11 protein-coding genes are annotated in these 11,853 nt (G+C 47.1%); 5 read left to right on the plus strand and 6 right to left on the minus strand.

Annotated elements, in window-relative coordinates; genetic code table 11:
• Positions 1-158 precede the first annotated feature (158 nt).
• On the plus strand, positions 159-1,214 hold the full coding sequence (locus L0156_23040) for a hypothetical protein (GenBank protein MCI0605872.1): 1,056 nt from the start codon (positions 159-161) through the stop codon (positions 1,212-1,214).
• 9 nt (positions 1,215-1,223) lie between these two features.
• Here the strand turns inward: L0156_23040 and L0156_23045 are convergent, their stop codons facing one another.
• The 6 genes from L0156_23045 to L0156_23070 form a co-directional block, all read right to left on the minus strand.
• Positions 1,224-1,991: an enoyl-CoA hydratase/isomerase family protein gene (locus L0156_23045; protein ID MCI0605873.1), complete on the minus strand. Its 768-nt coding sequence runs from the start codon at positions 1,989-1,991 to the stop codon at positions 1,224-1,226.
• Complete coding sequence (locus tag L0156_23050; protein ID MCI0605874.1) at positions 1,988-3,601, minus strand: DUF4388 domain-containing protein; 1,614 nt, start codon at positions 3,599-3,601, stop codon at positions 1,988-1,990. The genes L0156_23045 and L0156_23050 overlap by 4 nt, the downstream gene beginning before the upstream one ends.
• A 5-nt stretch (positions 3,602-3,606) precedes the next feature.
• The gene (locus tag L0156_23055) at positions 3,607-4,326 is read right to left on the minus strand and encodes a tetratricopeptide repeat protein (GenBank protein MCI0605875.1); all 720 of its coding nucleotides are present in this window, start codon (positions 4,324-4,326) and stop codon (positions 3,607-3,609) included.
• A 6-nt stretch (positions 4,327-4,332) separates the two neighbouring features.
• Positions 4,333-5,076: a hypothetical protein gene (locus L0156_23060; protein MCI0605876.1), complete on the minus strand. Its 744-nt coding sequence runs from the start codon at positions 5,074-5,076 to the stop codon at positions 4,333-4,335.
• Between the two features lie 199 nt (positions 5,077-5,275).
• Complete coding sequence (locus tag L0156_23065; GenBank protein ID MCI0605877.1) at positions 5,276-7,426, minus strand: glycosyltransferase; 2,151 nt, start codon at positions 7,424-7,426, stop codon at positions 5,276-5,278.
• A 1-nt stretch (position 7,427) separates the two neighbouring features.
• Positions 7,428-8,540 (minus strand): hypothetical protein, encoded by a 1,113-nt coding sequence (locus tag L0156_23070; protein MCI0605878.1) that lies wholly within the window; start codon positions 8,538-8,540, stop codon positions 7,428-7,430.
• A gap of 171 nt (positions 8,541-8,711) precedes the next feature.
• Here L0156_23070 and L0156_23075 point away from each other — a divergent pair, with 171 nt between their 5' ends.
• From L0156_23075 to L0156_23090, 4 genes are read left to right on the plus strand one after another with little or no spacing between them, the layout of a single operon-like run.
• On the plus strand, positions 8,712-9,494 hold the full coding sequence (locus L0156_23075; protein ID MCI0605879.1) for a sulfotransferase: 783 nt from the start codon (positions 8,712-8,714) through the stop codon (positions 9,492-9,494).
• Between the two features lie 6 nt (positions 9,495-9,500).
• The gene (locus L0156_23080; protein ID MCI0605880.1) at positions 9,501-10,616 is read left to right on the plus strand and encodes a hypothetical protein; all 1,116 of its coding nucleotides are present in this window, start codon (positions 9,501-9,503) and stop codon (positions 10,614-10,616) included.
• A gap of 3 nt (positions 10,617-10,619) precedes the next feature.
• Entirely contained in the window at positions 10,620-11,396 is a 777-nt protein-coding gene (locus L0156_23085; GenBank protein MCI0605881.1) for a radical SAM protein, read from the plus strand.
• A gap of 13 nt (positions 11,397-11,409) precedes the next feature.
• Positions 11,410-11,733, plus strand: a complete 324-nt coding sequence (locus tag L0156_23090) for a hypothetical protein (protein ID MCI0605882.1) — start codon at positions 11,410-11,412, stop codon at positions 11,731-11,733.
• The last annotated feature ends 120 nt before the right edge of the window (positions 11,734-11,853 follow it).

The following is an 11,853-nucleotide window of genomic DNA, read 5'->3' on the forward strand; positions in this document are numbered from 1 at the left end:
ATATTACGCTCTGGTAACAATGGTGTCAAGTATTTTTTTATAGCCGCAGGATCGTCGAGATACCGACGACAAAACCACTACAGAGTACCATCTAATAGATTAGAAATTTGGATTGCCTTTGGGGGGATATTTCATTAATATTGCTAACACCGCAGCATATGGACACTGTTTTTGAAGAAAAGGAAGCGACTCGCGCCAAATCCTGGGAAGAGGAGCGGGCCCAGGTTCTCGCCCAGAAAATCTCCGAACTGCCCTTAAAGATCGAGGGGACGATTTTAGAGAGCAAGATCCAGCAGCTGTACCAGGAAATGGAGGAAAAGGGGCTGGTTTTTCGTCCGAAGTGTTATCTTTCGGACGAATGGGGTTGTCCTGATGGTATCCCGATCGTTGGAATTCCCTTTTACCTTGCGGACAAGAAATTGAGCCGGATCGAAGAAGAATATACGGATAACCTCGAGAATGAAGAGGAAATCATCATGTATCTTCGTCACGAAGCCGGGCATGCCTTCAATTACGCTTATGAGCTTTACAAAACTGATGAATGGCACACGATTTTTGGACCGTACAGCCGGCCGTACATTGAGGATTACAAGCCGAATCCCTTGAGCAAAAAGTACGTCAAATACAGCAAGGGGTGGTATGCGCAAAAGCATCCGGATGAGGATTTTGCGGAGACTTTTGCGGTCTGGCTAACTCCTGGCCTGGACTGGAAGAAGCAATATGAGGGCTGGGATGCTCTCAAGAAACTCGAATATGTGGAACGGATAGCAAAAGAAATAGGTCAGCAACAACCTCGGGTGGCTGAACTCATGGAAGATCGTGAAGCTCATCCGGTATCTGATCTTAAATTCACGATTCTTGAATTTTATGAGCGGCATCACAGCCGCGAATATCCGAAAATCGTTTCCCAGTTAGGAGCTTATTTGGATGGGGATTTGCGCGAGATATTCGAAACAAAAAAGGAAGATCATTTTCGTCCGGCAGGTGAATTCATCATGAATCACCGTATGATTTTGCAGAATCTCGTACACTACTGGACAGGAACCTCCGTTAATTTGATTCGAGGACTGATCCGGTATTTAGCGGAACGCGCTCAGATCACCGGCATCTTTATCAATCCTGCAAAAGAACAGACCTACTTACTGGAGTTAGAAGCTTTTCTACTGACTCTCACAATGAATTACCGGTACACGGACCGGTTTGTGGAAATCTAAAACATCTCCTTATCTTTTTCTTTTATCTCCCGATCTCCTTAAAAATTCTTCAGCGATTCTTTGATGATCGCTGTCCTGAAAGCATAATAACTGCGCTTCTCTTTCTTGATTGAGCGCTTCGTTAAGATTCGTTGATGGATTCTTCACAAGTTTCTTGATGAGTTGTCTTGCCAGTTTTGGTTTGGCAGATAATTCTCCGAGAAACTTCAGTGTTGAAGCGAGGATCTCATTTGCAGGACACACACGATGAAGGAGTCCTATTTCACATGCCCTTTCTGCTGAGATTGCTTCTCCTGTCAACAGCATTTCCAGCGCTCTGCCGGTTCCAATTAACCGGGACAAATAAAAGGATCCGCCGCCGTCAGGAACAAGTCCCATGGAAACGTATGCTTCGCCCAATTTGATTTTTTCCGCTGCGATGCGAAAGTCGCAGGCCAACGCAAGATCGAGTCCGGCGCCGGTTGCAAAACCATTTAAACAGGCAACCGTAATTTTAGAACAGTCATAGAGTTGTGAAATCAAGCGTTGAAAATGATCTAAAAGATGAGGCAATTGCTCCCGATTTTCAAGTTCGGTAAAATCCGCCCCGAAACAAAAGGCGCGTCCCGCGCCGGTGAGGATCAGGAACTCATCGGTCGAGTCTTCAAATTGCTGTAATGCATGAAGCAACTCTTGAATCGTTGTCTGGTTGAGTGCATTGAATTGCCTTGGCCGGTTTAGCAGGACTTGTAAAACCTGGTCTGCAGGTTTTGTCAGTTCCAGGTTCTGGTAGCTCAAGTCAAAGCTCGATTGCGACGTTCCAGGATGCGTTTCACTCCATTTTCAATGGCAGTGGCCCGCTTCATTTCCAGGAACAAATTGATCATCGATCGCTCTTCGTTGATCAAAAAATCCAGCGCTGTCTGATAATCCTGAACGAGGTTCCCCTGGATATTCGCAAGCAACACCGGTTCAGCGAACTCACCGAACTCATTCATAGATACGCCCTCAAACACCAACGGAAATTTCACAGAAGCTTTCTTGAATGCTTTCGAAAGAAAAGTGTTGGTTACATTTGCCTGCTCAAGAGTGACCATTTCAAAAATGTAGCGATGGAGTTCATTAAACTCTTTTAGCTGAGGTTGAATTTCCGTTTCCCATGCCTGGAGAGCAGGAGATTCTTCCTTCACAACGCGTTCGACGGCCTTTTCTGTTTCCGTTAGCTCCGACAAATCTGAAAAGGAAAGTTCCGAAAAAGGAACAGGCTCCAGTAGAAGTTCTTCGAGGTCATCGGATGGAAGCGTACCTGCTTGAGCTTTCTCAGTAGCCTGTGAGGCACCTTCAGCCGTAGAGAGGGACTCTTTAACGTGTGGCGCCGGCTCTTGAACAGCAGGGAGCTGTTCTTCCGCGGGAGGCGCTTGTTCTTTTGCAGGCGGTGCTTGTCTCTCGATGGGTGGCTCTTCTTCTTTTGCGGCGGCGGGCGCCGGTTCTTCAATCTCAACTTCTACTTCAAAAGGAAGTATTTGCTCTCCTTCTGCGGGCTGCTCCCGCATTTCCATTTTCAAAGTGGGTCCTTCGGGGACCACCGGCATTTCAACAGGAACCGTTTTTGGTTCAGCAGGCATTTCCTGGGTGGACTGAGTTATTACAAGAGTGGGAATACCCTCAGGTTCAGCGGTCCAGGTTGGCGCAACGAGAATTTCTTCGATGATTCCGAGAATCATGAAAGTCCACATCAGGCGGCAAGTTTCAAAATTGCTCAACGTGGAAATTTGCAATACTTCTTCCAGAGTTCTGGGACGATCGAAAAGATCAAGAATCGCTTCCATTTCGCGCGTGAGTGTCATCTTTCGCACAACCGGCGTCCACCCTTCCCGTTTGCGATACACGATATCTAATGCAGGAAGGGCTTGCCGAACCCAGGACCAGCGCCAGACACGTTGCATTCCATTCATGATGAGATCGGGAGCCGAAAGATTCAAAGTGATCACTTCTTTTTGAGACAGAGGTCCGGGATGAAAATCGAATTTCCCGTTATCCCAATCAAAGGCTCCGTAAACGATTTCCTTGATTTGATCGATGACCGCCTGATAAAGGTCGTTCGGCTGAATGATTCCATCCAGTACGAAGACAGTTCCGAGTCTTTTGCTGGAATCTACTTTGGGAGCGCATTCCTCAAGCTGCCGGTACGTGACTTTATTTTGCCGTAAAAGCAGCACACCCAGCCGCTCATCCGGATCATTGGATGCGGCAAAAACAATTTTGCCTTCTTCAAAGTAAAGAATTTTTTCTAAGTGCTGACGTTTAAGGTAGAGTGTTCCAGTTTCTTTGCGGCGTGAAAGATTATTAATGATCTCCGGTACGCGAATCTCTTCAATGGTTCCCTGATAGACCGGAGGATACTCCATCGCTTCTATTGTACCTGATTCAACTTTTGTTGCGCTTCAAAACTTACTGCGGAATCCTTGTATTCGTTCACAATTTTTTGATACGTTTCTCTGGCATCTTTCTTCTTACCGGCCTTTTCGTAAGTTTCTGCCAATTGCAGCCACAAATATTCTACCGGAACCTGAGGTTTATTCGGTTTGAGTGCTTCCTTCAAAGATGTGATTGCCTGATCTGGTTTGTTTGTTTTGCTGTAAAGGTCGGCCAGGGCCATACGCGACTGATAATACAGCAAATTCCTATCGGAAATTTTTGTGCTCTGTTTGAGGTTTTGTTCGGACTTTGCAAAGTCTTTCATATAAAAATAACAAACACCGGCAAGGTATCGGGCCATATCAGCGGCTGGAGTGTTTCCGTAATCTGCGATGACTTTCTCGAAATCCTTTGCCGCCGCGCTATACTTCTCCGCATCGGAGTTGAAATTGTAAACAGGTTTGGGCGTATTCGGATCGGTCTGTGGTCCGACGGGAGAATTGAACTTTTCAAGCCCCTGGCCCAGAAGATTCTGACTTGCTTCCTGTTGCCTTTTTTCGTAAAAGAACCACGAAAACGCGATCGCAGCAACTGCGATCACTATGATAATAATGTAAAGCACTTCGCGTCCGTGAAGTGAGACAGACTTCACCGCCTCCGCAACTTTTGTCCGGACTTCATCTTGTTTCAGATCCCTACGATGCAATTTAGTCATTGAAATTTACCAATCCTCTTTCTCAAACCTGATCCCTGTCTCCATTGCCACAGATTTCACATCCGCAACTGATGCATGACTGCCGCAAGCCAGAATGATTGTTGAGCGGTTACGGAAACGTTCACGAAAATCCCTATTCAACAACGAAGCAGGCAACACAGCTTCGCCTTTTAACGGCAAACGCAGTAAATGGCGCAATAAGTTCCCTGCTCTCCCCTTGCCAATCGCTGTATGATTCCAGGCGCCGGCATTCGGACGGCTTACAGTAGGAACGTACAGGAAATCGATATTCCCCGCGGCTGCTAGTTCTGACAGTTCCTTATAATATCCCAATTCCTCAAATTTACGGCTTCCGTGAATTAATGTGTAGCGAACAACGCTGGATCCACGATGGGAAAGTTCGCGAACCATCGATACGAAAGGCGCTACACCAGTTCCGGTTGCGACAAATACAACATTCACAAAATTTTTGGTGCGGTCCAGAGTAAAGTCTCCGACTGCCCGATCCGCGTGCTGTATATTCTCTCCTTCCAGAAACTCATTTTCGCGGTTCACAAAAAACTCAAGGTAGCCGCGTTGTTTCGTCTGATAAGGCGCAGATGCAATGGAAAAAATCATGGAAACACCGGAACGGGAAAGAACAATGTTCTGGCCCGCTTGATAATCGGGAAATCGTTCGCCTTTGTGACTTTTTAAACGGAAAATGGCGACATTTCCCGAGAGTGGTTGCCATTGGATTACTTCAGACATGCCGAATCACAATCGTTCCGGAGGGTGGGCCTCCGTGCCCGCCGATGGCGGCCAGGGACGGCCGCCCTCCGATTAAATTTTTCCTACAGCCATAGGATAAAGTGGTAAGTTTAGTCAAACAGCGAAGATGCGTCAATCAGCATGCCGAAAGACACAGCTTCTTGTACGAAGTTTGTAACGCCTGCTCTTGCAGGCATTATTATTTGCTGCTGAAAGCGCGAAGATATTCAGCGATATTCTTTAGAATGTCAAACTGCTGTTCCACTCGTTTCCGTGCGTTCTCTCCGAGCTTTTTTCTCAATAGCGGATCGTCTATCAAACGAGCAATCGCTTTCGTGAGGGCAATCTCATCGGCTGGGGGAACAAGGAGTCCGCTAATGCCGTCCTCAACGATTTCTGAGATGCCCCCCACATGCGTAGAAATCACCGCTAGCTTCATCGCCATTGCTTCGAGCAAAACATTTGGAATGATATCGCGGCTTCCATCTGACGCAATGACGGACGGTAGGACGAACAGATCGGCCGTCCTATAGCTATCCAGAACTGCTTCGAAAGGAAGTTCGCCGGCAAAAACAACCGTTTCTTCGAGCGCCAGCTGAACGTGCATTTTTTTTAACATCAAATAATAATTCGCATACATCGATAGCTCCGGGCCCCCCAGAATCTGACAGCGAAAGCGACATCCGGCCTCCTTCAGTTTGCTGCAAGATTTCAGAAGATATTCGATCCCCTTTTGTTCGATCAGCCGGGCTGTGCAAACAATCCTCACCGGATTCTGGTGTGGGCGGTCCTCAGGAGGACAAAAGTTCTGCAAGTCCACGCCGTTGTATATCTGAAGCACTCTACTATTACCATTGGCAAGAGGCTTCAGATGCAACTGGTTGTAAACCGTATTTGTAATCACAAAATCCGCATTTACCAACTTCTCTTTTAGACCATATTGGTAGTGGGACCTGTACAATTCGTGAGCTCGAACTTGCACAGAGTAACCCAAATCGAGGAGCCGCGAAGCCAGAAGCGCGACCAGCGCTGTTTCATCTCCCCACGGCGCGTGAATGCGACGGACGTTTTGCTCCTTTAATGCGCCTGCAAGACAGAGCGCCTTCATAAACACTTTGCGATCCTTATGTAAACTCTTGAATCTCGCGTAGTGATGCGTTATCAGAAAAAGCAGAATCTTAAAACATGTGAAAGGTTTTGTGCGCCAAAAATATTTCCGGTAGGCGGAGACCAGCGCATGATCCTTGTGATTCACGTAACAGGTATCCTGCAAAAAATACCTCGCCTTTGCATCGGCATTTTCCGCGCTCTCTGCCCCTTCAGCGACGATGACCACCCGTACGCCCGATCTCCTGAGCGCATCCAGCTCGCGGTGAATAAAAGTCTGACTGAGGACTGGAAAGCGCCACAGATAATAAGCAATCGAATCTTTTTCAGACGTAATCTGTTTTTTTGACGAAATCCGGGCGAGCCGCGACCAAAATGAGGAGCTAAAAACGGAGTAGTAACACGCATCAAAGAAAGCAATGAGATGCTCCTGCAGGCGCAAACTTCGTCGGAAAGGGGGATGGCTACTACCAAGTACCGGATCGAACTTCCGTGCTTTCCTGAAACTGGCCAGCAGCATTGACAGAATCGCTGAATATTTCCAGTCCATCAGAAATTGCACCTTTTTTGTTCTTCTGAGGTACATCACGTTTGCGGCTCTCGTGCGCCACGCTCGAAAATTATTCCAGCGAGAATGGACATTCTTTTTTCGCCGGCAGTACAAATACTGTGGAACCTGACGGATTGCGAAACGGTCCGCAATTTTGAGCGTCAGATCGTACTCGGGATCCGCCATTTGTGGATCGAATCCCCCGCAGGTGTTAATCGCCGCCCTTCGAAAAACACGAAAATTGCTCATAAAGAGCCCGCGAACGATCAACTCGCGCCTCAGATCAAACCCGGGCGTGTTCTGTAACTCAAAAAAATCTCGCAAACGCCTGTAACTTTCTTTCGAAGCGCTTCCGCTTCCGTCAATCAAGAAAAAGCAACAATGGAGCATGCCTGCATCGCGCCAGTCTCCAAAAGCGTTTAATAATTTACGGAACGCTCCGGGTAACAGAATGTCGTTTGCACCTACAATCGCAAAAAAGGTGGCGGTGCTGGAACGGAATGCTTGAGTTAGAGCAGACTTTCTGTCACAGACGATCTGCGAAATCCGAGGGTCGTCCGGCAGTTCGATTGTTTCCGGCGCAGTGACGATGAATTCAAAATCAACATCGTTTTGTAAGAAAACGCTCTCCAAAGCCTCGCGAAAATGTCTTCTGCGCCTCGAAACAGGCATGCAAATCGTAAGCTCAGACATATCAACAGAATGCCAATACCGTTTCTTTGAAATTCTTGTAGGAGCCGTTGGCAAGGAATTGATGAACGTTGTCTTTGAATGGTTTCGAAACAGCAAGATCCATCTTTTCTATGAATCCACACGATGAAAATTTATTCACGATTAGACTCTCATTGCAGAGATGTGAGTTGCCACAGTTTTCGGAGGCAACCACATTGCATCCGAGAGCCGAAGCTTCAAAAAGGATCCCGGGAGCAGCATCGAAAAGGGAAGGACATATAACCGCTTTGCTGTTCCCCATCAGAGTGAAAAATTTTTCTCGATCGCGAATCAAACCATGATGCACCGCGCCGGCAATTTCTTCCTCTCTTTCACCGACAACATGGATTCTCATGGCCTCGGCTTTTCCGACAATCTCCCGAACCATGTTGTAATTCTTCTCCACGCGCTCCCAACAACTCGCACCGAAGAGTGCATCCACTTCTCTTTCAGCGAAAGGCTTGTTCTGATGCGAGTATTGGAGTGCTTCACCATGGATCCATTCGGCAAACCAGATTGGCTCGGAATAAATCTTGCCCTCATGAAAAGGAAAATATTTCTGGTAAAGAAATAGCGCACTATCTGAATGCGTAACAATCAGGTCCGCAATTTCAACAGCCTCCCTCTCTTCTCTGCAGAGAATTTTCGGACGTTTCCAAGAGTTCATCAGGAGCTTCTTGTGGCTGATATAATTTCTTGCTTTGTTGCTCACGAGCGCGTCTTTCATCTGCTGGCAGTCTGTCGCAAAAAAAATCATTTTTGTTTCCCGAGACGCTCTCTTCATCAAGAGCGCCGCCCTGAAGCCGAACCCAACCATCAAGTCAGGTTTCAGAGCCGAAATCATACCGGTCAGTTCAGGATGCCGGAAATAAATAGGGCTTTGCAGATGGCAGTTAAAAACATTTTTTAAGGCGCGCGGATTTCCATAATTTTTGCCGTACATGTAGCGATAGAAATCCGAATCCTGCTTGTCGATCAGATTGATGTATGCGATGTCGAAGCCATCTCTTTGCAATAAATTGAACAGATTGTATGCTGCGCTGTTCGTTCCTCCATAGCCGGGCACTTTATCACATCCGAATATCATTTTGGGCATCGTTTTGCCTCAAAAACTCGACCAATGTCCTTGCCTTTGCATCGGACTTTTGGAAATCATATCAGGAAGCGCGGATGAAGTGGCGCGGCGTCTGGCGATTTATTAACCCCGCCGGCTCCCGACAAAGATTTCAATTGTCAAGGACCTTCGTGCCGGGTAAAGTTGATTTGAATGATCGAACGAAACGCGATTTTTATCGCCGGTCATTCCCGTTCCGGAACGACCGTCGTCAACAACATATTGAAAGCACATCCGGAAATTGCAGGAGGCCATCAGACAAGATTGTTCCGGCATTTCTTCGAGATGATGCAGTATTCCGAAACACGAAACAAAGAACGGGGCATCTACTCTTTTCACAAGGACACGTTGTTTCTGTACGAACTGATCAAGAAATTTGTAAATGAATACTACGGCGCTTTCACGCGGCGCGAGAACAAACGCTTCTTTGTGGAACGAACTCCGTCACAGGAACTAAGTTTGCCACTGATAAAATACTGCTTCCCGAACGCGAAAATCATTTATTGTCTTCGGGACGGAAGGGATGTCTGGCTTTCCCATCGGGAACTTTCCAGGCATGATCCAGCATGGAAAGCAGCTGCCATATTACAGGACGTAGCAAAAACCTGGGGTGAAAGCGTAAATATTTGCTTCGATCAACAGGACTTTGACTCGAATCAATTCCTGATTGTGTGTTTCGAAGAAATAATGGCCGAACCGGAAAAGTGCGTCGATCGAATCCTGCATTTCCTTGATTCCGGCCTGGCGAAAATGGCAGCAGAGCAATTCTTGAAAATTATTAAAAACAATGCCAATGTGGAACGGTTTACAGAATACGACCCAGGCTTTCCGCACAAATGGAAGACGCATATGTCAGACTCTGAGAAGCAGGTCTACAAGAAAATCAGCGGAAAAGAGCTCATCCGTGCAGGGTATGAGCAAGATCTCAACTGGTAATTAAAATTGCATAAGAAGATAACGATCGGCAGCATTTATGTTCCGGGATGGGGTGGGCCTGCGACGGAAGGCTATCGCCTGTTTGAAATGATGCAGCAAGAAGGAATGAACGTTTCTTTCGTAAACATCATTCCTGATTCCCTGACTGAGTTCTTTCAACAAAAGTTCGGTGAATCTTTGGGGAATCCTCAAAAACTGCCGAACGTATACAACTGTATCATCGAGGGACCATTGACTTTGGATTCAATGCCTTTGGATCTCGCCCGGCTGCTGAATCAGCTTTCGCCGGATGTCATCGTGGGCAAGATGTGGCGCGCCGCCTTTCTTTTAAAACGCGCTGCTCCGCAAATCCCGCTCATTTTTCTACCTTCCGGTAGCGAACGGCTGAAGACGTATATCCGGCAGCGAAGAATAAAGAGTTTCTTATCCCTTCGCGATTTTTACAACCCACCAGCAGATGCAACGGACACATCGTTCATCGAACAAGAAACGGTGCGTTGTTCGGATCTAGTGGTTGTTCATTCCGAAATCATGCTTTCGTTATATCGGAATTTCTTCCCATTTTTGAACGGGAAGCTTCATGAGGAAGTTGTCTGGTATTCGGATTGGGTATTGCAGGAAGCGTCACGATATTTGAGATACAAATTGCCTTTCAATCAGCGCGACATCGATTTGCTTTTTATTGCCAATGACTGGAGCAGACCAGAAAAGAATTTCGAGCTGCTCAAACAAGTTGCATTCGCGTGTCCCAATCTCTCCATTCACGTAGTCGGAGAACTCGCTGAAGAGCTGCCCTGTGCAAAGGCGCACGGCTTAATCACGAATCGGGAAGAGATTCATTCATTGATGGGAAGAGCGAAAGCTGTCGTCTCCCCTTCCGTTTTCGACGCGGCCCCGAACATCCTGTTCGAAGCTTCTGCCATGGATTGTAACTTAGTTTGCTCAAAAAATTGCGGGAACTGGCAAATCTGCAATGAGGCGCTTCTTGCCGATCCTTTTACACCGGAAAATTTCATTCGGCGAGTACGCCTGGCTGCGACAGGAAGATTCAAGGACAATCTAAATCTGTTTATCCTAAAAAACTCCTATCAAAAGTTGAAAGACCTGATCCTCAATTATTGATTTATGCAGAACACTCCCTTGTTTCAGGCGATCATGGTCGAAACGTTGGCCGCCTGCAATCGAAGGTGCTGGTTCTGTATGTACGGACAGGACAAATCCGACGGGAGGAACACCGTTCAGATGCCCTGGCCGGCCATTGTAAAAATTATCGCCAATTTGAAAGACTTAAACTACGGCGGCAGGGTCAGCTGGTATCGTATTAACGAACCATTATTGGATGAAAGGATTTATGAGATCCTGGAACTGACCAAACAACAGATTCCGAATTGCCATCAGGCCATCACCAGCAACGGAGATTTTTTGGATCAATCCAAAATAGACCGCTTGCTGAAATGTGGACTCGATCATCTCACAATCAGTATTTACGATGACAGAACATTCCGAAAGGTGAGTCAGTTTAAAATTTCCGAGCAAGTCACATTAAAGGAGAGAAGATACGGATATCAATGGGAGAATCGGGGCGGAAACATTTCGCAACTCCGATCGCAGCGAAGTCAGGGGAATTGTTTCAGACCTTCGACAGGCTTGAATATCACGGCGGAAGGCGAAGCTGTTTTGTGCTGTGCCGATTTTTATGGTGATGTCGGCATGGGAAACGTGTGCGAAAAAAGACTGGAAGAAATCTGGTATGGTGAAAAGTTTCAACAGTATCGCAATGCATTGCTGGTCGGAAGAACCGGGCTTTCCCTCTGTTCTGCCTGCAGTCATGACGGCAGAGGACATGGGGTTTTTGGAAATTCCACCGCGGCCGTTTTTAACGCGAACTTTCCTGGCTCGTGACTATAATATCTGCATGCGGATCATGGCGAGAGAGGCAGGAGTTCTGGACGGGATTTACAGGTGCGTGGAATGCAATTCTCCGATGATAAAGATTGCGAGCGAACTGCGCTGCCTCGAAAAGGCTGAGCCGGAAGAGCTGGTCGCATCAGGATTGATTCCGTCCCGGGACACCATGGGGAAAGTAAGCTTTGACATCGTCGCAAAAGACCAGCAATCGATTCAAGCCACTCAGGCCCTGAGCAAAGGCATTGAAATCGATAATGCCTATCTCGAAAAGCTGGGACTGAACCTGGATAAGATTCGCGAATACCAGTTAAAATACAATCTCGTGCCTTAGTGTCCCTTCCCATAAATATGATGACATATGGCGCGAGCGCCGGGCAGGCAGATGCGAGGTGCCGCGACGCAGTCGATGCCCCAGTGCATCGTCGAGGAGCGGCAACGAAGCAGATGCCTG

The organism is bacterium (assembly GCA_022616075.1).
In the GTDB taxonomy this organism is placed as follows: Bacteria; Acidobacteriota; HRBIN11; order JAKEFK01; family JAKEFK01; genus JAKEFK01.